Origin of the sequence: Sphingobacterium sp. G1-14, assembly GCF_002196555.1 — a bacterium.
GTDB lineage: Bacteria > Bacteroidota > Bacteroidia > Sphingobacteriales > Sphingobacteriaceae > Sphingobacterium > Sphingobacterium siyangense.
Map to the genome: position 1 here is coordinate 4,347,075 of NZ_CP021381.1, position 24,320 is coordinate 4,371,394.

At 41.3% G+C, this 24,320-nt stretch carries 18 protein-coding genes; 4 read left to right on the forward strand and 14 right to left on the reverse strand.

Features of this window, described 5'->3' with window-relative positions:
• Positions 1–127: 127 nt before the first annotated feature.
• From CBM24_RS18880 to CBM24_RS18895, 4 genes are all read right to left on the reverse strand, one after another.
• Positions 128–1,123 carry a hypothetical protein gene (locus tag CBM24_RS18880; RefSeq protein WP_088162301.1) on the reverse strand — a complete coding sequence of 332 codons (996 nt, stop codon included), beginning with the start codon at positions 1,121–1,123 and terminating at the stop codon, positions 128–130.
• Between the two features lie 18 nt (positions 1,124–1,141).
• Positions 1,142–1,816 carry a hypothetical protein gene (locus tag CBM24_RS18885; RefSeq protein WP_088162302.1) on the reverse strand — a complete coding sequence of 225 codons (675 nt, stop codon included), beginning with the start codon at positions 1,814–1,816 and terminating at the stop codon, positions 1,142–1,144.
• Positions 1,813–2,151 carry a PadR family transcriptional regulator gene (locus CBM24_RS18890; protein ID WP_088162303.1) on the reverse strand — a complete coding sequence of 113 codons (339 nt, stop codon included), beginning with the start codon at positions 2,149–2,151 and terminating at the stop codon, positions 1,813–1,815. The genes CBM24_RS18885 and CBM24_RS18890 overlap by 4 nt, the downstream gene beginning before the upstream one ends.
• A 366-nt stretch (positions 2,152–2,517) precedes the next feature.
• Positions 2,518–3,285: a pentapeptide repeat-containing protein gene (locus CBM24_RS18895; protein WP_075993511.1), complete on the reverse strand. Its 768-nt coding sequence runs from the start codon at positions 3,283–3,285 to the stop codon at positions 2,518–2,520.
• Positions 3,286–4,119: 834 nt separating this feature from the next.
• Between CBM24_RS18895 and CBM24_RS27780 the strand changes: the two genes are divergently transcribed.
• On the forward strand, positions 4,120–4,260 hold the full coding sequence (locus tag CBM24_RS27780; RefSeq protein ID WP_232475569.1) for a hypothetical protein: 141 nt from the start codon (positions 4,120–4,122) through the stop codon (positions 4,258–4,260).
• A 56-nt stretch (positions 4,261–4,316) separates the two neighbouring features.
• On the forward strand, positions 4,317–4,646 hold the full coding sequence (locus CBM24_RS27785; protein WP_232475570.1) for a hypothetical protein: 330 nt from the start codon (positions 4,317–4,319) through the stop codon (positions 4,644–4,646).
• An 11-nt stretch (positions 4,647–4,657) separates the two neighbouring features.
• Here the strand turns inward: CBM24_RS27785 and CBM24_RS27380 are convergent, their stop codons facing one another.
• From CBM24_RS27380 to CBM24_RS18920, 5 genes are all read right to left on the reverse strand, one after another.
• Positions 4,658–4,798: a hypothetical protein gene (locus CBM24_RS27380; protein WP_157698521.1), complete on the reverse strand. Its 141-nt coding sequence runs from the start codon at positions 4,796–4,798 to the stop codon at positions 4,658–4,660.
• Between the two features lie 189 nt (positions 4,799–4,987).
• The gene (locus tag CBM24_RS18905) at positions 4,988–6,628 is read right to left on the reverse strand and encodes an alpha-galactosidase (RefSeq protein WP_088162304.1); all 1,641 of its coding nucleotides are present in this window, start codon (positions 6,626–6,628) and stop codon (positions 4,988–4,990) included.
• A gap of 87 nt (positions 6,629–6,715) precedes the next feature.
• On the reverse strand, positions 6,716–7,831 hold the full coding sequence (locus tag CBM24_RS18910; protein WP_157698522.1) for a hypothetical protein: 1,116 nt from the start codon (positions 7,829–7,831) through the stop codon (positions 6,716–6,718).
• An 81-nt stretch (positions 7,832–7,912) separates the two neighbouring features.
• A complete protein-coding gene (locus CBM24_RS18915; RefSeq protein WP_088162306.1) occupies positions 7,913–10,210 on the reverse strand; it encodes a GH92 family glycosyl hydrolase in 2,298 nt (765 codons plus the stop codon).
• Positions 10,211–10,326: 116 nt separating this feature from the next.
• Positions 10,327–11,679 carry a MutS-related protein gene (locus tag CBM24_RS18920; protein ID WP_075993517.1) on the reverse strand — a complete coding sequence of 451 codons (1,353 nt, stop codon included), beginning with the start codon at positions 11,677–11,679 and terminating at the stop codon, positions 10,327–10,329.
• 669 nt (positions 11,680–12,348) lie between these two features.
• Here CBM24_RS18920 and CBM24_RS18925 point away from each other — a divergent pair.
• A complete protein-coding gene (locus CBM24_RS18925) occupies positions 12,349–12,924 on the forward strand; it encodes a Crp/Fnr family transcriptional regulator (protein WP_088162307.1) in 576 nt (191 codons plus the stop codon).
• A 132-nt stretch (positions 12,925–13,056) separates the two neighbouring features.
• On the forward strand, positions 13,057–13,755 hold the full coding sequence (locus CBM24_RS18930) for a type 1 glutamine amidotransferase domain-containing protein (RefSeq protein WP_088162308.1): 699 nt from the start codon (positions 13,057–13,059) through the stop codon (positions 13,753–13,755).
• A 245-nt stretch (positions 13,756–14,000) separates the two neighbouring features.
• On the opposite strand, the gene CBM24_RS18935 is transcribed toward CBM24_RS18930, so the two are convergent.
• The 5 genes from CBM24_RS18935 to CBM24_RS18955 all read right to left on the reverse strand — a co-directional run bounded on the left by CBM24_RS18935 (position 14,001) and on the right by CBM24_RS18955 (position 24,213).
• Complete coding sequence (locus tag CBM24_RS18935) at positions 14,001–16,499, reverse strand: sugar-binding domain-containing protein (protein WP_198385946.1); 2,499 nt, start codon at positions 16,497–16,499, stop codon at positions 14,001–14,003.
• A gap of 28 nt (positions 16,500–16,527) precedes the next feature.
• Complete coding sequence (locus CBM24_RS18940; protein WP_088162309.1) at positions 16,528–18,441, reverse strand: family 43 glycosylhydrolase; 1,914 nt, start codon at positions 18,439–18,441, stop codon at positions 16,528–16,530.
• A gap of 110 nt (positions 18,442–18,551) precedes the next feature.
• Complete coding sequence (locus tag CBM24_RS18945) at positions 18,552–19,229, reverse strand: DUF3823 domain-containing protein (protein ID WP_075993521.1); 678 nt, start codon at positions 19,227–19,229, stop codon at positions 18,552–18,554.
• A 12-nt stretch (positions 19,230–19,241) separates the two neighbouring features.
• Entirely contained in the window at positions 19,242–21,089 is a 1,848-nt protein-coding gene (locus CBM24_RS18950) for a RagB/SusD family nutrient uptake outer membrane protein (RefSeq protein ID WP_088162310.1), read from the reverse strand.
• Position 21,090: 1 nt separating this feature from the next.
• Positions 21,091–24,213: a SusC/RagA family TonB-linked outer membrane protein gene (locus CBM24_RS18955; RefSeq protein ID WP_088162311.1), complete on the reverse strand. Its 3,123-nt coding sequence runs from the start codon at positions 24,211–24,213 to the stop codon at positions 21,091–21,093.
• Positions 24,214–24,320 lie beyond the last annotated feature (107 nt).

The following is a 24,320-nucleotide window of genomic DNA, read 5'->3' on the forward strand; positions in this document are numbered from 1 at the left end:
AAGCAAAAAGGCTAATGGTTATGCCACATTTAAAATAGATAGACAAAAAACAACACTATAATGCCGTTTGCGACAATTGGCCAAATGTAAAAAATATCCTTTAATTATCTATTTGTTTAAATAAAAATTACTCTTTTTCCTCACGGACGAGAAAATCATAAGAGTACCAGAATTTCAGGTGCCCATGGGAATTAAGGCCTCCTAGACTATAGCTAATGGGATAATCAAAGCTATTCTGTTGCAGTTCAAGTTCATTTTTATAATCAATGACAAGTTTTTTAATTTCATCCAGACCTGTCGCGCGTCTAATAAAACTTGTTTGACGTCCACCGCGCAGATAAACCAATACGTCGGACCCTTTTAATACCGTTTCGTCGGTTTTCGTCAGAAATTGATTGTACAGCAATTTTTCCAATACATTTTTAAGATCACCTCGTGGAAAATCACTTTCTCCCATCATGATTGAGTGTGTACCATAGTTGACTGAGGAAACATAGTAGGGATTATAACCTGTATTTTTTAACTTCCCAAGTGCATCCCTATTAAAAGCCTGTTCATAGTCTTTCAGATCCGCCTGGAGACTAAATGTAATATGTTCTCGACGCAACAACAGGCTATTAGCTCTTTTTATCGTGGTGGAATCATGGTGACGGACCAATTTGAGTACACTATCTACGTCAGGGCTATTATTGAGATGGTAACGTATTGCCCTATAATCGAAAAATGCCCCTACCGATGATTGCTTCAAAACAGCCGGTTCCCCCTTGCTTTTCTTCGCGAAAGCTCGCACAGCATCAAATCCAGGAATAATATGAATGGGAGATAAAGTGGGTTGTGTAGAAGAAATTGTGCTTTTGAAAGGTTTATAATAGTTACGAAGGGAAGTTAGTTTTAGTTGCGGTGTGGTATCTTTTAATCCCCAAACTGTCCCCAAATAGAAGTTTTTATTTGTGGTACCATCCACGTAAATCTGGCTAACCGAAAACCCGACGGAACGCCCTTCAAATTGATACCTTTTAGCCATTGTTCCACCACCGACCTCCGTGGAGTCAAAGTCAATATCTTCTTTGTCACAGCTGGACAAAAAACAAATGCTTAGTAACAACAGGAAAAGATATTTCATAATTTAAAAAATTAATCGTCAGCTCTGGTGCAGCACTTCGATCTCATCTACCCGTCGGACAATGGCCTTTAGATTCTTTTCAAATATATACAAAATTCCTAATCCAACATACATAAAAATAAGAATAACAACACGATACAAAGCTAAAGGAATATAATTAACGATCCATTCAGAAGAAACCAACCCGATGATCAAAACCATAATCGGTATCGTTAAACCAAGATAATTGCGATAAACGCAGTATTTGCTCCCTCTAGGCCGATGCCGCAATAAGTATACTGGAATATAAAAAACGAGTGTACCGATCATCCCTAATTTTAATCCGGTCCAAAAAGCATCTGCATCGAGCGGCACAAAATAATAGAACAATGTGAAGTAGACGATATAAATTGCACTATGCCAATGCTTGACGAATTGTAAAAAATCAGCAGGAAATTTATTGATCTGTTTACGTTGCAGATTCAATTCATAGCTAGCGGCAATGTTTCCAAAACCTGCCGCTCCAAAACTGGCATAAGCGAGATCAATGGCTCGATTGAAATATATACCGGCATCTGAAGACATGAGTTCCTCTACCTTACAAGCAAAGTGATCCAGAATTTCAAGTTGAACATCAACATAACGATATCCTTTAGAACGAATAAAATCCATCAGAATACCTAATTCCGCTTTGGTCAATTTCTTTTCTGTCATGATACAATTGGTTTAGTGTTCAAGATAACCTGTAACTTCTCCACAAAGGTCAACGCATCTTTCATTTTACTTACCTGAGCTTTTTTTCCCTTCACTGTCAGGGAGTAATATTTTCTTGCTCTTCCATCGACTACTTCTATTGCTGTATCCAGGAGTCCTTCCGCTTCTAGCTTATGTAATGCAGGGTAGAGCGCTCCCTCAGTCAGAATAAACTCTCCTTCGGTTAAGAGTTTTACTTGTTGAGTCATTTCATAGCCATACATTCTTTTCGTTCTAGACAATAGCTTTAGAATAATCGTTTGTAAAGTGCCTTTTAATAACTTCGTATCTTTCATTCCTTCATCTTAAACAATTAATTAAATATACCTAATTTTCTTATATATACAAAAATATAAGAAAACTATGATACAGCAGCTTGCATTTTAACCGCCGCCATTAGTTATGGCCCTTGCACTGCCTTTTGACTGGACTGCTTCGGCCCTGCTTTTGCAATTAACCAATCAAATTCCTATGAATCGCCTAGTGTTTACCTCGTGAACCAGATAAACATTAGGTCTCAGGTAGGCGTTTACGAGGGACAAGAGTGAACAAAGGCACTGGCAAGAGCAAACAATGGCAACGGCAGGGATACAGGGAAAAAGCCGCTAGAGCTGGGAACTCCAAACGGCTTTGCATTAACAATTATATATAGAATGATATGATTATCCCGCTTTCAGGAGATCAACAATAAGACGATCTCTATTTTCATTCAATGAGGGATAAAATTGATTTAAATCAACCAATATGATCGGCATACCCCTATTTTCGGGTTTATACAAGACATTATCTACCAAGTCCCGACAGAAAACTAACGATTCATTATCCGTGAATACTTCTTTTGACCTTTTGAGGAAACTATCAAAAAAACGTCTTGGATTATTGATGATTTTAAGATGTTCCTGGTTTGGAAAAACCGTACTGGAGAGATCTAGCCTTCGAGAAAATATAACGTCCTTCAATTCCGCATGACCGAAATTTATCAAGGGAGTTTTTAATGGTTTGGCTTTTTTGAGAATAAAAAGATTGGTAGAGTATAAATCTTCTGTAAAAGGAATTCCATAAAACCATGAAGAACTGATCTTTCCTTTAAAAACCACATGAACCAAATTTGTCCCATCGAAAGTTGTTTTGTCAAATGTATTGTAAAGAAAGGAGGACTTTTCAATTTTTAAATTTCCAATAATGGCTTTCGAAAAATCGTTCGCTTCGAATGTACTTTCCATCCAAAGCCCAGATTCCTGAAAAACAACAGACTGAAAGTTACAGTCTATAAAGGTACAGCGAATGAACTTACAATCACGAAACATGGAGTTCATGAAGCTTTTCCCTTTTATCGTACAATCGATAAATGAACAGTTTTTTAAAACTTTGTGATTGAATTCAAAACTTTCAATCTCACTTTGTTGGAATATTTTATTAGTCAGTGCCATGCTAAAAATGATTAATAGGCTAAAATTTCATAGTAGTTGCATTGTAAATGGATTTTTAACGGCCAAAATCTCCATTTATACAATGATGACAACGGGAAAGACAAAACGTCCTAAAGAAATTTTGACTTTTTTTTTATCCTAGCCTAAAACAGCCAAGAAATATAAGATCTCCTAGCAAACTGACTATAGGACTACGCTAGCCAGCGATTCTTATAACTGGGCAATAGACACAAAAAAGCCGCAAGAACGGGGAGTCCTTTACGGCTTACTACCTATGAAAAACATTCACCTTAAGTATAAGGCACTATCTACTATGACAATTAAAATTAAAATGGCACACATAAACCTACAGCACAATGAATTAGCGAATTAAGATCTGTTCACTCCCTACTTCAAAAAAAACTCCAATCTATGTTCTTGGCATTTCTTGGAACCAAATATAAAGTGCTCGGTCAGAGATTCTCCCCCCCGTTTACAATTCGCCAAAAATGATTTACGATTCGTCTGTTGTACTATTTGAATCGACCGGTTAATCAGCCCTTTACTGCTAAAAGAAAAAAAAGTATATTGGTGGACACAATTAAAACTGTTTATGAAATTGATAAAAAATATTTTGGCGGTGCTCGTACCACTTACCTTATTCAGTGGCACAGCCTTTTCCCAAACCAAAGAGGAGCTTAAAAAAAAATATGAAAACAGCATACCAATTCCTATTATGTATTGGACTCAGCCGTCAATGATTTCCATTCTATTTCCATTGATATTATTGTACAAGATGAAATCCCAGACCACTATTCATTTTACATTTCACCCTTTAATATATCCCTAAACAATATGCCTTTATATTGTGGTATTCAATCTGCCGGTGGCGGTATCAGTGTTAAGACTGGTAAAGAAGAAGATAAAGAAACCTATTTCAGCTGGGGCGATTATGAACATTCCTGGCCTGGGTCACGATGTATGTCGAAGATTTAAGCACTAAAAGAGTGGTCAATGTAGGGTCCCTAGCCTTCCCGGGTAAAAAGATCCAGATGAAAAAACACATCACATCGTTCTTGGAGCAATACAAGTATTTTATTGATTTCGCCCAAAGACAGCGGGACCTCGAAGGGTTGAATGTCATCCGATACGATAAATTGCCTAAAGTAACCGTTGTTCAAAAAAATCTACGCATCAATGGTAAATTGGTCAAGCTTGAAAAAGTGCCGACTTACCATAACCGTACACATAATCCCGAACAAAGTAAAGTAGCCGGTGAAATCCCTATCCTATCCAAGGATAGTTATAATGCTGCAACTGGTGAACTTACACTTGAAACGGGCGTGTTTGTAAAATGGCCGGAGAAAAAAGACGTTAAGTAAAAAGAACCTTTTTAATTAAGTCCAAAACTGACAATAAACGAGTTTTCTTCTTTTGCGATCCTATCTGACTTATTCTTAAAAGGCTCTTCAATGGAAGCGCCATTCTTCGCAACAGCACAAAAAATTGCTCCATATTGAATAACGTATAGCATGGCTTATCCCATTGCGTAAACGACGACAAACCTGATCGGAAAAGACACATGTGGTGAACTCTTGTCAATCAGATAAAGTCGCACACAAAATAACATGTAAGTCAAGTCCAAAAAAGAGTCTTCTCATCATTGTGATGAGAAGACTCTTTAAAAAATTGAAGTCTTGATCCGAAATGTTTGCCGAGCGGCTTACTTAATGACGAACCAAGTTTGACTTTTTGCCGGTATATTGACCTCAAAGATCGCTTCTGAGGCTGCATTTAATGGTATTATGCTGCTGTTCTGATCTTGCTCAACCACTTGTGCATTTCCTGTCAGTCCGGTATAGTATAAGTTGACCTTAATTTTTCGTTTTATCGCTTCGTCCAATGGATTATAGATCATTAGTAATCCTTTTTCTTTCCCCGCCGGATTCACGTGCAGAATAGCATCATAATCCATCCCGTCAGGACGTCTTACATGGATAATATCACTGTCCAAAACTTCGCGGTGTTTCTTGTAAAAATTCACCCATTTGGCCACTACATTTTTTGTTTCTGGGGAGTCATAAAGCTGTGGCCCACGATAACAGGCCTGTACACCTGCGCCAAATAGATTGGCCAAGCGTTGCTCGTAATGCGGTAGGTGATCCTTCAAAGGCTCGATCGTTGCCTCTTTGCCTCCACCTTGATATTCTACCAAAGGAACAAACATCCAGCCCATAGACGGCGCCTTTGCCCAGGTACCATCAAAAATATTCTGTCTTTCCACAATCTCCTGTTGTGCCCTCGGAAGCGACCAGTTCGCCTCACGGTAGCCCATCCCGACTTTGTTTCCGCCATTCAAGAAATACATATCCGGAATATTCAGGTAGATTCCCTTTTCACGGCACCATTTGTAAAAATCAGTGATCCGTTTAAACTGATTCCATTGTGAGTCTTTTTCATTATGATGCCCGGGGTGATCGGTGGAATAGCACCAATCTCCAGGATAAGATCCATCGTGCTCAAATACGCCCAATCCCGAACTTTCATACAGGTTATACAGCTTTTTGAAGTAAGCCTGGCCCCATTCACTCTCAATACAGGGTGAACTTCCAAAGCGAGGATGCATGCCTTCAGGTAGCACAACGTCATTTTTAGCATCAATATGCCGACTAGCCAGGAGCGAATAGCCTCCAAGTTCAATTCCTTTGCTATGCGCATAGTCAGCAAGCTCCTTCATACGCTTGAGATTTTCGGGAGAATCATCTTCGGCATTGAATCCAGACCAAAAGGTCATAATCACCATTTCAAAACCAACTTCCGATGCTTGATCAATTGCCTTTTTTACCGACTCGTTGTCCGAACTCCGTACATGCATCAATATTGGATTTTCAGTTGCCCATGGCGCCATGGAGCGCAGCATTTTTCGATATCCAAGGCTCTTACGTTCGCGTTCCCAGCTATCGTTCAACAGCTCCCAAACCCGATAGCTTGCAAATTCTCCACCGGCAGCAACCTGTTGTTCAGGTCCCATTTTAGGTGCAACTTCCAACAGACAGGGTGTCTCCCGGTCGTAGTGGACCTGTGTCGTATATAGCGGGTCTTTTTTCCACTCCAGACTCGAGGAATAAACGATTTCATCGCTCATACCGCCAAATGTATAATCTGTTTCCACCGTGATATTAGGGTATAACCAACGGCTTCTATGATCTACCGAACTTTCGGGCTCAAATACAGCCAATTGCTCACTCTTAAAGCTATTAACCACAATTTCCCGGTCCGACTGATTCTGCACGGTAATCCACTTACTAAAGATCGGCATGTCATCATAAAGATCATAATGAACCTGTACCGTAATGTTTTTCATATAAGCAAGTTTACTGGATAGATCGCCTGCAAATTGGGATGGAAAATCACCGTATGCCCAAAAACCTTCTATTTTGGAGCGCCCTTCCTATGTCGAAGCCTTACCATCCTTATTCCCGCCGTTTGGATCCATTTTTCCGACACGAACCAGTTGTATCTTGTCACCCGACTTTAGTGGAAGATGACCAACAGTACGCCATTGCTGTCCGTCCAAAGAGGCTTGTGCCAATAATTCTTTATCGGCTATTTCATATCTAAACCATAGCTGATCTACTTTACCAACTTCGAAAGTTCCGTTATCGCGTTTGCCATCAAAAAAAACAACCTTGCCTTCGCTTGCTCTCCAATAAAGTCTGGGATTACTATTCGTTAGGCTTAGTCCAAAACCCAATCCCCAATCGTTGGATTGATCAGTACCTTTATTCATCTTGGCTACGAGTACCTTTACCTCTTGAGGAACTGTTCTTTCAGCGAACACAGCAGCATTTTCAAGTGCCATAATTTCGCCCACTTTTCCTTCATTGACAAAGGAATTACGCTCATGTGATTTTGAAACCATCAACTTCCATCCGGAATCTAGATGCTGAAATTTATCTTCCAACAGCAATGCCCTGTTTTGGTCACTTTTATTCTTTGCTGCAAGCGCATCGATCACCTGCTGATCCAATGTATAGGTAAATGTCAGCTCTTTGCCCGGGACAGGCCAAGGCATATCTTTAGGCATCCAGTTTGGTCTCTTTTTCCAACCAAAACGGGGTTTTGTATCTTCAATTTTATAGTCATGGAATTTAAAAGCCATGGGGTTTGCCTTTAAACTCGGGATACATTCTTTCAGTAAATAATTATGTACTTTCTGTCCTTCCAATCCGCCGACATCAAAGGTAAACCCATCGATTGTTACGCTGGCTTCAGGTCGAATCGACCGTAGAAATGCTGTATTTCCAGTCAATTCATCCAAACCAATACTGGCTACATTTGGAAAAGTCGTAAATGTACGGCTGACCAAACCATTGGAAAAGACCAAATGACCTTCTTTCGTCTTGAAAAGTCCTGCTTTCGCCTGGGGAGTTCCTATTAGCCAGTCTCCAGACAGGCTGTTGCTTTCTTTGCTAAATAGCGGCAGCTGCTGACTATAGCTCTGCTTTGCCTGGCCCAACAAGCCCAATAGACACAGGATATAGAGTTGTTTTTTAAAGTAATTCATCTTTTTATTTTGCCAAAACATTTACTGATGCGACTTTCAGATACTTGCTTAAAACTTTGATTTTATTTGCTTTCAACAATTTTACTGAGCCCCCCATTCTTTATTCTGTTCTTTACCCATAAATAGCACCAAGGTTCCGCCTCGCATAATTTCATTGTGATCTATAAAACAGTTATTATAAGAGATGCCATTAAGTTCAGCCTTTTGGATGTAGCGATTTTCAGGCGAGTTATTTTCTGTTTTGATTACAAACTGTGTCCGAGGATAATATTTGGGATCAAGTTTAAAGGTGATCGTATCAAACACAGGACTTGTAATCTCATAGCGTGTGTCACCCGGACAAATAGGGTGTAATCCAGATGCCGCCAATACATACCATGCTGACATTTGCCCCACATCTTCATTACCTATCAGACCATAAACTGAATTATGATAGGCACGTGAACAAATTTCACGCGTCCATTTTTGCGTGAGCCATGGCGCTCCTAAACGATTAAACAAAAAGGGTGCATGGTGTACCGGTTCATTGGCATGGTTATAATAATTATTCCACATCATATCTTGCGGAGCGAGTTCAAAAAAACTATTGAGACCCGCGATGGTTTTTTGCTTACCACCCAAAAGGCCTGCAAGTCCATCCACATCATGAGGGACAAACCATCCCTGCTGATAAGGGTTGCTCTCAACACAGCCATAATTTTGGGTTAAGCGGCCCGTTTCTGGCCATTTACTCCATGTACCATCCTGTTCTTTCGGTCGAAACCAGCCGACTGTGGGATCAAATAGGTTTCTATAACTTTGCGCACGATGAGCATATAAATCCACATCAGCCGTTTTATTTAATCGTTTTGCTAATTGAGACAGGCACCATTCTGTATAAGCGTATTCCAATGTCGTTGAAATTTCTCCTGTAGTTCCCTTTTCTCCATTTCCAAATTTTTCAACAGTCTGTCGCGCATATTTATAAGCTTTTTCTACATCAAAGTTGGATATCCCTTTCATATAGGCGTCCGTAATAACTGATACGGCAGGGTTTCCGATCATACAGCCACTATACGCATTCAAAAATTCCCAACGTTCTAAATAATCCTGTTTACTTTCTTCGGCCAATGTCACCAAAGAATTGATCATATCATTTACGATAGTCGGATTAATAATCGTTTGCAAAGGAAACTGACTTCGAAAAACATCCCAGCCGCTAAATACTGTTCGCTTGGTAAAATCTTTCGTTTGGTGAATATGTCCGTCACCGCCAACGTATTTTCCATCTACATCCGAGAAATCTCGCGGATCGATCATCGAATGATACAAAGCTGTGTAAAAAACAGTTTTCTCGTCTTCTGTCCCGCCGTGAACCTCGATTTTCCCTAATGCATCATCCCATCGTTTCTGCATTTGCTCCAATACATTGTTAAAGTTCCAATCTTTGATTTCTGTTTCAAGGTTATTTTTGGCTCCCTCCATACTGACAAATGAAATTCCAGCTTTCATTAAGACCTGCTCATTTGCTTGTGTAGGGAATTCGGTATAAAACCCCAAATGTTTACCTTCCATAATGCCGATATTTTTTGTGACGACAGATTTGGAAACCATCTCTTGATAACTGGCACTTGTGACATCTTCCAATTTCCGTTTTTGCCCCTCTGGAAGGGCACAACTCCATACTCCTGTATCGGTAAAAGGCTTACTAAATTGGGCATAAAAATAGACCGTATAATTTGCCTTCCCATCACCATTTCCCCAACCTCCACCTTCGGGCGTGCACTTCATCCATCCTTGGATGGTATGGTTGTCCACCACTTTCACATATTGTTCCGTAGATGTACCACCTACTCGCCGCGCTAAGTCGATCTGAATCCGCGACTTTTTATGTTTGGGAAAGGTAAACCGAAGCATACCGCTATGCGGTGTAGCGGTCATTTCAGCTTTTATATGATAATCTGAAAGCACCACTCCATAGTAACCGGCACCTGCTTTCTCATCTTTTTTGGAAAAACGAGAGCGGTAGCCTTTTTCCGGATGTTCGGCACTGCCTGCCGAAGTTTTCAGCTCTCCTGTGGTCGGCATGACTAAAAAATTACCTAGATCACCGTACCAGCCTATACCACTCATTTGTGTAAAGGCAAATCCTTCGATGGAGGTATGCTCGTAGTTGTATCCAGAACCATTATCTCCACCAGTGATCGTGTTGGGGCTAACCTGTGTTAAGCCAAATGGAGTTGCTGCCCCTGGAAAAGTTTTACCGAAACCATGCCCACCGGTTTCGGCTTTTTCACCACTGGTAACCGCACCGATAAACGGATTGACGTATTTAGATTGCGAATAGCAATTAAAATAGATAAAAAATAGAACAACACTAAATTGAATACGGGATATCATAAAAAATGGTTTAGATTACTTTGTCAAGTCTACGGAATCCGATAAGATACAGACAATTGGTTATGTTCGACCAAAAGTTTGCCAAAGACTATAAAACTGGAACAATATAATCAATCTCATTCTTTTTGTCTTCCCAAATCAAATTTCCTTAAAATCTCAAATACCCGTTCTTTACGCAATAACCACATGCCTAACTTTTCTTCGGCAACACCATCCAAAAGTCGGTACGTAAAGACAATCCCCTCCTGTTCATCCAACTGAACCTCTAAATATTTCATCGCAATACCATCTTTATACAGTATGGGGCAAATTTCTGTAATATGTGAGGACAATAAGAATACACTGTTCTTATATCCTTTCAAACAGTTAACTAATTCCTGGGTTGCTTCACTAGCATCACTATGGTTTGTCCCCTTGAATAGCTCATCCATGAGAATAAACATTTGCTTACCGGATGCCAGTAACTCCGCCAAATGTTTAACCCGTAATACTTCGTTAAAAAAGTGACTTGCACCTGCATTTATATTATCACCTAAATTTATGGTCGCCGATATTCCATCAAAAAGCACTGTTTTCATCGCATCTGCTGGAACCGGAAAACCAAGATGTGCCAGATAAACACAGCTTCCAATTGTCTTCAACAAGGTAGATTTTCCTGTCATATTTGCTCCAGTCAAATACCAAAGGTTATTTTCTTTATTGATTTCGACATCATTTTTAATGGCATCTTCGATAAATAAATTATAAGCTCCACGTATGGTGATCATATCCTCTCCCCCTGTCTTTTCCTCAATCTGAGGAAATACAAGATTCTTTCCTTTGATACTTTTTGCTACACTGAACAAGGCATCCAAATGATACAAAACATCGAAAATCTCACGTATTGCATTTCGTTTTATATTTCTAAAAAGATAATCGTATTTGATCATCAGCTCTTTAGAAAATTTGTTATTCAGCAACTGTATAAATTCATCCCGATCGATATCTTCCAAAACATAATCTATGTGTTTACTATACTCTTTGAGAATAGCTAAAGTATGACCTTCTGATTTTACATATTCTAATAAAATAGCAAGACCATCCGTAATCTTTGCTATTTCGTGAATAGATCGCTTTACAAGTATCTCGCGTTTTTTAAAATCCAAAGACAAAAAATTCGTTGACACCATTTCCAGGTAATAAGTAGTCCGAGAAGGTGAATAGGGTTCCTGTGGCAGAGACAAATATTGCTCAAGATCCTGCATCATATACTTATCCAATAGATCCGAAATCTCAACTTTTTGCATAAAAAGAATTAAATGCTGTCTGCTTTCTATTTCCAATTTAGAGGAAAGAGGTTTAAGAAAATAACTATACAACATGTCCCGCCCACCTACGGTAACTGTACAATCGAAAAAATCAATCATATCCTTATACCTGCTATTGGTAACATTTAAATCTGCTAAAGTCTGTTTGTCAACGATGGACATAATTTATTTACTGTGGCTCTTTCCCTAAACTTACTCAAAGTCATTATAATTAGCAACACTGTAGCAGAATCGTTATACAGCGAAATAAATTTTCATAATCATGAGATTACTAGCGATTATTCTAGAATATTAAAACTGAAATATATACCTAATGAGTCAATCAGGCAAGATATAGGTTCTTAAGCATTTAAATTTAGTTGAACATATCCAAGGAAATAACGCAAGGGTAAAAAACAAAAAAAACACCCGAAAGCATGGGGTACTCCGGGTGTTTTAGCCATATTATTAACCTATTTTATGAAAAGTGCCCTTGAATGGGCAACACTAAAATAGAAAATAACTTTGTATAAACAAAATAAAATCAAAAAAAAATCATTTTTTCTAAATCACTAAACCGGTTAAACAGGGAAATTTAGCAGCGCGGCTAAAGTATTTCAAGGTCCTTTTTTGTTTGGGCACAAGTTAAAATCTAATTGATATTATCTTAATATATTGCAGGGGTATAACAGGGGGTTAGCAGGGGTATATCCCCTACTAATCCCTTGTTAACCCCCTATAAAAGTAGTGTTATTCCTTTCTTAATTTTGAATCTGAGGAGAACTTGATGCAGCCCTTCGCTATCATTGTGAGATTTTGTTTAATTTTAAATCGATCAAGTAACTGTTAGCTATGACCGAACGTGAAATTCTGAGACAACATATCGACAAAACCGTCCAGTTAAACGACGAACAATTCGACTACTTCTTTTCTTTTTTTAAACCGATCTCCTTTAAAAAGAAACAAATGATTATCCGTCAAGGGGATCTTGTGGAACAAGAGTATTTTGTGCTAAATGGCTGTCTAAAGACCTATTTCACCAATGATGAACAAAAGATGCATATCTTACAGTTCGCCACAAAAACGTGGTGGGCTTCCGATTATAATGCATTGCATAATCAAGGCCCAGCTACGGTCAATTTAGATTGTGTCAGCGATGCAGACACTCTTTGCTTATCGAACGAGGACCGTGAAAAAGTATGTAAGGAAATTCACGAAGTTGAAACCTTTTTTAGATGGCGTTCCAATAAAGGATATATTGGGCTACAAAAAAGAATAATGTCCCTGCTGAACAACGATGCTCGAAGCCGCTACGAGGAACTCATGCAGCAATATCCCGAACTCTATAATCTCGTTCCCAAACATTTGATTGCAGCATATCTGGGTGTTTCCCGCGAAACACTGAGCAGGCTATACCAAGCCAAATAATGTGATCTATATCACAAAAGCAAAACCATTCGCTAAATTGTGATGTATATCACATAGGGCTCTGGCAATTTATCCCCTACTTTGTACTACAGTTTTAAACATATAATTTTTTAACAGACTTGGTTATTTAATATGAAAAAAGACAAATTAAAAGTATTGGTTATATTGACATCACATGACCAATTGGGAGATACAGGAGAAAAAACAGGTTTTTGGATAGAAGAATTTGCTGCACCTTACTACGTTCTGCAAGATTCAGGAATCGATGTGACAATTGCATCGCCTAAAGGTGGTCAGCCACCGATAGACCCTAAAAGTGCACTCCCGGATTTTCAAACCGAAGCAACCAAACGTTTTGATGCCGATAAGGAGCTTCAAACAAAATTGGCAAATAGCATTCCTTTGGATCATATCAATGAGCAGGATTATGATGCTGTTTTCTATCCTGGGGGCCATGGACCTTTGTGGGATTTAACCAACGACAAGACATCCATTGCATTGATCGAATCATTTTGGGCCCACAACAAACCTGTCGCTGCCGTATGCCATGCCCCAGCTGTATTTCGCTATGTCAAGGATAGTAATGGTCAGCCACTGGTCAAAGGCAAAAAAGTTACCGGATTTTCAAATAGCGAGGAAGAAGCGGTTCAACTAACGGGTGTTGTTCCCTTTTTAGTGGAAGATGAACTCGTAAAATTGGGTGGTCAGTACAGCAAAGGGGAAGATTGGCATAGTTATGTAGTCCAAGATGGTCATCTCATTACCGGGCAAAACCCTGGATCTTCGGAAGAAACTGCTAAAGCTTTGTTTGCTCTATTGAGCAAAGTATAATAGACAATTAGCTAAAATCAACAAAGTTATTTCCTTGAAAGGAAATAACCTTGTTGATTTTTATATTGGTAGCAGCAAAGTACAAACTGGCTTTGGCCGTTTATATTTTTTGTCAGCAATATATATAAAACCGTAATTTTTCCAATAGTGGAATGGACATCCTATAAGATTTTGGCATAAAAAAAGCACCGGAGTTTTCCGGTGCTTTTTTTAGTTCAGAAGTTCAATAAAGACAAGTGAGTTAATTATTTTATGCTATAGGTTACGTTTGCCATAGTCAACCAAGGCGAGGTAAATCGTATATTAATTGTATCGCCCGATTTGCCCAAAGCCTGAACATACACGATCATTTTTCCATGATAAACGCGCTGTTTATTATCGGTATAGTCGCCCATATCTGCATTGTTTCCCGCTTCCATACCCAGTAATCGCGCATGTCCAGCAATATCACAGGTGATTTCGTCTTCCGAAAGGACCACAGGAAGTCCCTTGTTATCCACCACTTGCAAGGCAACCTGTAAAATGCCACCGCTCTCAATCGCTTTCCCTCCTATCACCGTCGCCTGAATCGCCGCCGGACGTTCACTGGATTCGATAGTGTGCCGAACTACTTCTTTTTTATTCGTGTCCAGACCAACAACCTCTAGTTTACCAGCTGCATAGGGAATATCCCAAAAGATGATACCTGTCTTCTCATCGTAATTTTTCTCTTCGCCAACAACCTTACCATTGAGCTCCAATCGCGCCTGAGGGCTATTGGTGTAACAGACCACCCTGATTTGCTGTCCCTCCTGATAGTTCCAAATTGGCCAGGCATCCACGGAGGGCGCTTCATTTTTCCGTTGTCCTTGCTCGGATTCCAACGCAGACCAAACATCGGTAGTCGTTGCTCCGCCCTTCAATGGATAGGTTCCCAAATAAGCCATTGGTTTATCGGACCACAGCGATTGACGATAATAACCCCTCGGTTTAATAAAACCTGCGAAATCCAGCAGTCCCGAATAAAATCCACGTGAAGGCCAACGCCCCGACTCTCCGAGGTAGTCAATACCTGTCCACAAGAACTGGCCAAATATATGGTTATTGTCACGCACCGCAAGCCATGCCGGAAGATCATGTCGATTTTCACTTCCGAAAATTACGCGTGCTGGATAACGCTGATGATCCAGTTGATAACGACTTTCGGTATAATTGTACCCTGCAATATCAAGTGCTCCAGGATAGGCTGTTTCATTAGACATAGCCACACCTGCGAGGCCTGCAGTAACGGCTCTGCTCTTATCGTATCTTTTTACTGTAGCAACCAGTCTTTTGGCAATATCCCCAAGACGCATCGCATCTGGTGCATCCTTTTTGTATCCACCATACGAAGCCTGTGTAAAACCACCCTCCTTCTTCTCGCCGTTAAGGACAGGATGTGAATAAGGGTCATTTGGATAATCTACTTCATTCCCTATACTCCAGGCGAAAATCGAGAGGTGATTACGATCCCGTTTGACCATATCTGCAAGATCCTGCTCTCCCCAGCTTTCAAAAAAGTCATACGATCCCTCAAAACCGGGCATTCCGACATTCCAGCCCTGCAGCCATTTCCGTTTTGGAAATTCCCATTCATCAAATGCCTCATCCATAACCAACAGCCCCAGCTCGTCACATAAGGTGTAAAGCGAGGATGCTTGCGGATTATGGCTGGTTCGAATGGCATTGACACCCAAAGATTTTAATGTCTGCAGCCGCCGACGCCATACCTCGGTATACATTTCAGCACCCAGCACACCGGCATCGTGATGTAGGCACACGCCTTTGACTTTCATCCATTCGCCGTTTAAAGCAAAGCCCTTGTTTGGATCAAATGTAAAAGTTCGGAAGCCCGTTTTGATTGCCGACTGATCAATTTGCTTTCCATTTTGCAATACGCTTGTCCGCAAGGTATATTGATTGGGTTGATCCAAGCTCCACAATTTAGGGTTTGCAACCGTCAATTGCTGCTGTATCGTCGCTTTAGCAGCAGCATCAACCTTCACTTTCTCCGATTTATTAGCGACAACTTTCCCTGCGGCGTCAATCAACTCCTGCACAACGGTAACCGCACTGCCGTTGGACGTACTATTGACAACGGTCACTTCGGTATTTAACATTCCTTTCCCTTGCTTTAGCTCGGGATAGGCATATACTCCCCATTGATCGATATGCAAGGGATTGGCCTTTACAAGCCAAACGTCACGATAAATGCCCGATCCCGTGTACCATCTTGAATCGGCACTTTTACTGTGGTCGACCTTAACAGCGATGGTATTTTCTTTTCCAAACTCAATATATGACGTGATATCATAAGAAAAGGATATATAGCCGTTGGGGCGTTTTCCAACAGATTTGCCATTGACAAACACCTCGCTTCGGTTGTATACCCCCTCAAAATAGATAAATATTTTTTTGCCCTGATCTGCCATAGGTATCAGGAGCTGTTTTTGATACCAGCCAATACCACCCGGTAAATAGCCTGTCGCGCTGGCTAAACTTGGACTGAGGGGGTATTTTACGCCCCAATCATGGGGCAAACGGACCTGCTGCCAAGCTCCACGCTTCGTTTCTGCGCTGGCCTGCCCCTCGATATCACCCAAATGGAAACGCCAGTCTGAATTGATCGCTTCGGCTTCACCAAATCCAGCCTGTGCGTATAGGCCACTGATGCCCATACCAATAGAAACAGCTAAGACGGATAGTTTTTTTATGAGATTATTCATTTTACTTTTTTGCATTAGGTTCAAGTGATTAAAGCGTTGGAACAACAGGCAACACATTGCCCTGATCATCAAAATACAAACGATCCATGCATACCTCCCGGTTAAATCCTGCTGCGTCGCCCATATCAATACCTTTGGGATAATTGAATCGATGGTAAACAATATACCATTCGTCTTTACCGGGAATCTGCAAAATCGAATTATGCCCAGTGCCATAGATCCCTTTCGCAGGATCTTTTTGTAAGACTAAATTATTAGCCGGAACTGTGATCGGTCCATCTGGGGAAGTTGCAGTTCCATAGCGTACCCGATAATTTTCACTCCGGGTATCATCTTCTGACCAAAAGAAATAATAGCGTCCTTTACGGTAGACAACATAGGCACCTTCGCGGAATGTCTTATCCGGAGTGAGTACCTTTACTGTATTTTTTTTGATGGAAACCATATCTTTGTTGAGTTCAGCAACAGCCAGATAGCCATTTCCCCAATACAGATAGCTTTTTCCCGATTTCGGATCGTTAAACACCGCCGGATCAATCTCCTGCCCGCCATTGACACCCTCAGGCTTAAAATCGATCAGCGGTTTTCCCGCGTCCTTAAAAGGCCCGGTAGGTAAATCAGCCACCGCAACACCGATCTTTTGCGCTGCTGTAAAATAATAATAGTACTTATAATCGTTCTTGACTTTCTTTTCCGTGATTGTAGGTGCCCATGCATTGCGAGGTCCCCAGGCAACATCTTTTTTCAGGTCCAAAATCACCCCTTCATCTTTCCACTGATTGAGATCGGAAGACGAAAAGGTCTTGAAATAATAGCCCCCCCAGCCATCAAAACCATCACTCGTTGGATAGATATAGTATTTTTTTGTTTTATTGGAATAGAGTACATCCGGATCGGCGTAAAAGCCATCCAAAACGGGATTCTTTCTGAATGCGAATTCTATATCTTTGGGTTTCCCCCATTTGGAGGTCAAGTCCAAAAGTTCTTGTCTTGAAATAGGAATAATGGTCCCATGACGTGGATGGAAATCCATGTCAATTTGATGGTCGATTACTTTAAAACGATCAAGGTCTTCGGAGGTGCAGAATTGGTATTTCCCTTTACCATAGACATCATACATAAGGATATATTTATCCGACTGATTGAGTTTAAAGACACTGGATCCTTCCACAGCATCATTGGTTTGCTGTTTATAACCCGGCTGTTCAATCCATTTCCCCGAAGTCAGTGAATCGGTTATCGCCAGCTTAATGCCATTTCCATGTCCTTCAGTTTTGTAAAAAAGGTAGAACAAGCCATTCTTTGCAATAATATCGCCATCGATACAGGATTTACCATTTTTTGGAAGAAACAGCACTTTAGGTTCGCTTTCAAAATCTGTAAACTCCTTATTAGCATAGGCATAGTAGATGATATCCGGACCATTTCCGTGCTGCATGGACCAGTACACCATGTATTTACCGACCGAAGGGTCATATATAGTCTGTGGTGCCCATACTCTTTTCAACGCTTCCTGACCTTTGAAACGCTGCTGGATATCGATTGCCTGATGAGACCAATGCACAAGGTCTTCGGATTTTAGCAGGATCAAACCCCGATTAGAATCCCAGCCTTTGGAGGAGGTCATGTCGGTGAGCACCATATAAAATGTTTTCCCATCTTCGCCACGGAGAATATGGGGATCACGTACACCACCAGTCTTGCTGATCACCTTCGAATCCAGGATAGGCTGGTTTTCATTTAAGGCTCTGTAGGTATAGCCATCTGTGCTAATCGCAAAACAAACCGCTTCATCTGCGACAGCATTACCTTTGAAATAGGCAAATAAATAACCTGCAAAATCTTTGTCCGTAGGTCCGCTGCGATAAGCCTGAGCAAAAACGCCGCATGTAGCATGTATTAAAAATAAGGTAACTAAGATTGAAATTTTGTTTTTTTTCATGAAGGTTTAGTAGAATAAATAAGCATTAGACCATTTTTTTTGCATCTTTAAAAGCCACGGAATATGATCCCGTGGCTTCGTAATCCGGCAATTTTACTTGCCATCAGCACCTATTTTAAAGCTATTTTTTGAACTGCCGTATAGTAGTACTCTCCAGATACCGTAGCTTTCACCCCTATTCGGGCAAACACATAATCGAGGTTTTTCAGGTTGTCCGGCAATTCACCGACGATACTTGTCGGTTGACCAAAAGCAACATTAGCCAAATTGGCATCCACACGTAGCTCGCGTTGTACCTGATCTGTTAAAACAGATTTACCGAGGTAAAGTCGCACAAACTCCAAATTTGCCGTACCTACTATTCTATTAACCGTAAAGTTAGCAGTAATACTGTTATTATTTTTTTGAAAAGACTCGTTTGTCACCGTGAAATAGGGTGTTACAGGCACATCAATTGTCGTATTGCCCTTCACTTGCACCAAAACCGTATCGGTTGCCTGTTGTAGCCATGGTGAATCTCCTTTCCGCACCAATTTGTATTCGCCATCAAAAAGACTAACAGAAAAAGAGCCGTCCTGATCAAAATATACGGGTATTGCTGAGCGAAGCGGATACCCATCCTGCCATAATTCCAATTGAGGCCCATTATTCCGAACGCCAATCGCCTTTCCTTCATAAACAACGCGTCCCGAAAGCGTTGATTTTGGGGCTTCAAAATTATCATATTTACAACCTACAACGAGTAAGCTTGCAAAAGCTACCAATAAGCTTAAAAATTTTATTTTCATGGTACAACTAGATTAATGGAATGGATTTCTAACTATTTTAGGGTTTTTATTAATGACATCCTGACTAATGGACGCATAATAATTGGCCATACGGAAAAAGCGTGCCTTTCTGAAACGCGCAGGTCTTACCCGTTCATAGATATACTTACCGTCATCGGCATGCCCTGGGCGCACGACACGATAAGCATATAGTCCATATACAACAGCGTTGGGATCATTTTCCGATCCGTCCCACACCAAATGTGCAATACGCCATCTTTTAAGATCATAGTAACGATGATCTTCGAAAGCAAGTTCCACACGACGTTCGTTCCGGATAATATCCATTGTTAGGTTACTAACGCTATTGGCCGGAAATCCTGCTCTTTCGCGTAATTTATTGACGTAAGTTCTTGCGTCCACAGTCTGTCCCAGCTCAAATGCAGCTTCTGACGCGTTGAGATAAATTTCACCAAGACGAAACCACGGCCACCAGTTAGCAGCTGATGTACCGCGTGTACTGGCTGCCGGCGCATCGCTGACAAATTTACGGATATAGAAGCCGGTGTTGCTGACGTCCTGTGCGTCATAAAGCGGTCCATCAAAGCCGGTCCACAAACCACCACTCGCATAATTCTGTCCCAGTTGTGGCGCTGCTGTAAACTGGTAAGCTCCATTCGTCCCCCAAGTTGCCACTCCAGCTTGAATACTCACAGCACGTCCCCGAAAGGAAGTTCCCGGATAAATCACAGTCCCAAACAAACGAGCATCTTTATTCGCAAAAATATCGTTAATATTTTGGTAGGCTACGTAATTTCCTGCGCCGTTTTTATCATGTAGTGTACCTTTGCTACCGTCTAGATAATCAAAACTTTCTACAAGACTCAATGAAGGAGAAATCGTCGATGACGACTCATTGTCTTCGGTCAGACTTCTGACGATATTGTCATAAGCAAAGCGGTGAACTTTTAAACTCGTGACAAAATCCTTGGCAAAGATGACTTCAGCACCAGTTTTCTTATTGAGCATATCATAAAAATTGGCACCTTTATCGGCATTCTCATTATAAAGCGCATAGGGGCCATTCATAATTTCCTTGGAAGCAGCCAGTGACTTGGTATAATACCCCGTCGCCATATTGGCTGGAATCCCCACTTCTCCTCCGGCAGTCGTTATCGGTGAGGCCATTAGATTATTATATTTCGCGATGGACGCCGCATAAAGCATTGCCCGACTTTCCAAAGCTAATGCTGTATACTTGTTAGCTCTGGTCTTACTGGCATTATAGACGGCAAGATCTTCCTTGATCTCTTCCAATTCTTTGTAAATAAAATCGTAGACTTCATACTCCTTTGCACGTGCCACCTGCAATGGTGTTGGATCACCGCTAAAGTCATAGATGAGCTGGGTTGTAACGATCGGAACCCCACCCATGCGTTTGACGAGCTCAAAATAAACGAAAGCGCGGATGAAGCGTATTTCGGCTTTATACTGCTTGCGTTGTGCATCAGACAATTGTGTACTGAACTGATCGATATTTTCGAGGGAAAGATTCAGATCCCGAATCAATCCATAATCCCAATAGCGACCGTAATCGTCACCAAACTGATAATCATTACGCCAGTTTTGATCGCGATGTCCCGACCACATAGCATCATCCAATTCGGTCATTCCTCCTGTATTGAAAACACCATGCAGCGTTGGCATTCTATCGTAATAATTGGCGACGAGTGAAGTCAACAGTTTTGGGTCATTCCAAAGCTGTGCATCGGTAATCAATGATTTTGAATCCCGGTCAAACCAATCGTCGTGATTGCAGCTGCTCAACGAGGACAAGGTCAATAAAGCAACTCCTATATATGTAAGTTTAAATCGTTTCATGTTAAAAAGTCATATTAAATCCAACCATAAATACCCTTTGCTGTGGATATACTACTGCTGCTCTCGCTTCGATCTCGGGATCAATCTGGTAGTCTTTGACATTGTCAAACGAAATCAAGTTTGAGGCATTGATATAGAACCGTATTTTTTCGGCCTTTATCTTTTGAATCCATGCTTTTGGCAGATTGTATCCAACCTCCAGGTTGCGGACACGCAGGTAACGTACATTGGTCAACCAAAAATCACTATTTCGACTATTGGGACCCGAGTTGCCGTTACGAATCGCAGGGTAGCGTCCCGGAATCCATTCGCTGTTTGGATCATAAGGGTCTTTGCGATGCCATCTATCTTCAAGTAGATAAGCTGGAGAATTACCCCCACCATGGAAGGCATTACGTAATTCATAATCCTGAAACCAGGATTGCACCGCACCACCGGCCAGATCAATATTTAAGTTGATGCCTTTCCAGTCAAGTCCTATCCGACCACCGAAGCTCATCATCGGTGCCCAACCCGTCGGATAACCGATCGGACGCTGATCCATATCATTGATAACCCCATCGCCGTTTACATCTTTATAAATCAGATCACCAGGAAGTTGCGTCCTATTGTTCTGACCATCATTATTGATCGGATGGTTACGGATCTCTTCTTCCGACTGAAATCGTCCAACTACTTGGTATCCCCACCATACTCCGCCCCAGCGGTCTTCAATCGAGTTACGGTATTCATTCCACGAATTACTGAAACGAGGCTTATAGGTTTCTAGGTCACGATAACGTGAAAAAGTCATATTCCCACTGACAACATAGTTAAGCTCACCGACCTTATCGGTATAGGTAATGATACCTTCGGCTCCATAATAGCCGTTCTTACCGAGGTTTTCATTGGGAAGATCATAACCGATTTCGGCTGGTAATAGGACATCGTACCGTTTGCCAGGATATCCAGTACGGATAATTTTAAAGATATCGGCCGTCAATGTCAGCTTATTTTTCAGCAGTGTCGCATCGATACCCATGTTATAATTGGTGTTTTTAACCCAGGAGAGGTTGCGAACTGGTAAACCTCTAGGCTGTACCCCGGGCACATAAGCTCCGTCTAAGACAGCACTTCCAGCCGCCCAATTATACCCGGCAAGGTAATCGTGCATTCCCACGCCCTCTTCAAGTCCTGTTTGTCCGATCGAACCACGGATTTTAAGGTCACTCACCACAGATTTTAAGGATTTAAAGAACCCTTCATCCGAAATACGCCAACCTACCGATGCTCCTGGAAACAATCCCCAGCGTTTACCTTCATAATATTTAAAGGAACCATCATAACGGCCCAGTACCTCCAGAAGATACTTGCCCTTGTAGTTGTAGTTGATACGGCTAATATATCCAGCCCGAGCCTCGTAAGCCCATTCATCGGCCAAACTATTGAGCTCCGACAGTCTTAACAACGGAATATAATTGTTTGAAGGATTTGCGCCCAATGCCTTATACGTCCGGTCCCAATCTGAACGCTCATAGCCTAACATTCCCGCGAAAGTATGATCGCCGATCTGCTTGTTATAATCGATCTGGAACTGTGCAAAGCGGGAAACAATCTCCCTCGTGGTATCGTAACGCCAGCCAGCATCACTTCCACCAGTACGCTTATAGGCATTATTTTCGTACCGATATACATCATAGGTATATTGGAAGCCTTCAAATTTATTGTTGGTATAGTTGTAAGAAACAGTTCCTTTTGCCGACAAACCAAAATTTGTCTTATAGGCCGCAAAGAGATTCACATTTCCAGCAAGGTATTTATTGTCTTTATAGCCGGCAATATCGCGACTAAAGAGAGCCGGGTTATAGGGAAAATCATTGGTATGATTGATATATTCCGGATTGTCATTTGCGTAGGGACCTACAGTCGGCCTATTTTTCATAATAGCCAAAATAGACGAGAAGTATCCATCCCCACCTGGTAAGCCAACATCCTGTGTGCCCTCATGTCTTCCTGAAATCTGCGTCCCGACAGTAAGTCCTTTGAGTACCTCAGCTTCCATATTGGCCTGGAAATTGGTTCGCTTATAATTGAAATCCTTGATCATTGCATCCTGATTGAGGTGGCCCAATGACAGGAAGTAATTGGATTTTTCATTTCCACCGGTAACATTGGCATTGATGTATCGCTGTGGAATATTCTTACGGATCACCATGTCATAATAATCATAGCCTTGGTAGCCGGGCTCTGTCCCTGCCTGCCATTTCGCCAACTCCTCGGGCGTATATACCGTCCTCGGGTCGCGGTTTTCATTCTGTGCGGCCTCAACCAATCCACGTGTGTATTGTTTAGCGTTTGCCATGGTCGGAAAACGTGTCAAATTTTGCCAGCCTTGGTAGCCATTAATATTGATTTTTGCACTTTCTCCTTTTGCGCCTTTTTTGGTGGTAATCAATACAACACCTCTGGAAGCACGGAATCCATATACTGCTGCGGCGGCATCTTTCAAAATAGAGATACTCTCAATATCTTCTAGATTCAGTGAATTAAAGATATCTGCGCCGGAGCCATTCTGTGTACCAACCCAATCAGTACCTTCCTGACCTCCATAAGCAACACCATCAATTACATATAAAGGCGAGCCCATATTCCGGATTTCGATCGCTGCACCACGACCGGGACGCGCGTCTTTGGCACGCACTGAGATCCCCTGCACCTTTCCTGCCAAAGCCCCAGCAGTCGTCGTCGATGATGACCGTACAATATCCTCTGATTTAATATTGCTTACCGCCCCTGTAATATTACGTTTGGACTGTTTACCATAACCAACAACGACGACATCCTCCAATACATTTTCATCGGCCTCGAGCTGGATTTTTAAATTTGTTGTTCCATCCAATGGAACTCGACGAGTCTTATACCCAACAAATGACACGACGAGCGTTCCTTTGTTAGCATTCAGCTCAAATTTCCCCGATTTGTCTGTTGAGGTTCCCTTACCTCCTTCCAGGAGGAGTACACTCGCACCAACGATAGGCTCGTTTGCTTTGTTGAAAACTTGTCCCGTAACCTTCTCCTGCGCATACAGCAATGTTGGCATCACGCTCAACATGGTGTAAAAAGAAGCAATCTTTAAGTTTTTCATAAATTTCAATACGAATTAAACAGTAAATAATACAATCTAGCCGGACAAGACAATATGATGGTAAACTACGGTCTACTTTGGTTATTTCTTTTGCATCGTTGCCACCC